General features: G+C 44.9%; 1 protein-coding gene. It reads right to left on the bottom strand.

All coding sequences use genetic code 11. The annotated features are described in order from the left end of the window. Positions 1–328, bottom strand: a 328-nt coding sequence (locus tag D7X96_RS40695) for a hypothetical protein (RefSeq protein ID WP_208647476.1), incomplete at its 3' end; no start/stop codon positions are given. Positions 329–392: the final 64 nt, after the last annotated feature.

The raw sequence follows: 392 nt of genomic DNA, 5'->3' as shown, positions 1-392 counted from the left end.
GGTAATATCCCTGCAGAGGAAAGATCTCAAGATTATTCTGCCAACTACTTATGTTGAGTTGCTCCGAGCCACAGTACACCCAATAGTCGTTAAAGTGTGATTTCTTAGCTTTTCTAATTCCTGTATCATAGGGGTACAAGTGCAGTTCTAACAGCAAAACATCCAAGAACTGACTGCGTGGTGGAAGAGTCAATGCAAGGGCAGTGGGCAAAGTCAAAGATACACGCCCTAGCAGTTTGATGGTGCCACCATCAAAGGTTAAGAGAGAGTCCAAATTCTGGAGAGCATGGTGAAGCAATAGCAAACCATCCTTGATTCCTTGTGCCACCTAGGCAGTGATCGCCATTGCTTTTGCTAGCTGAGTCATGATTGGTTCGGCATGTATTGTATGG

Origin of the sequence: Corallococcus interemptor (assembly GCF_003668875.1) — a bacterium.
GTDB classification, from domain to species: Bacteria; Myxococcota; Myxococcia; order Myxococcales; family Myxococcaceae; genus Corallococcus; species Corallococcus interemptor.
The sequence above is the reverse complement of the archived record's forward strand: the minus strand, read 5'-3'. Positions and strand labels throughout refer to the sequence as shown.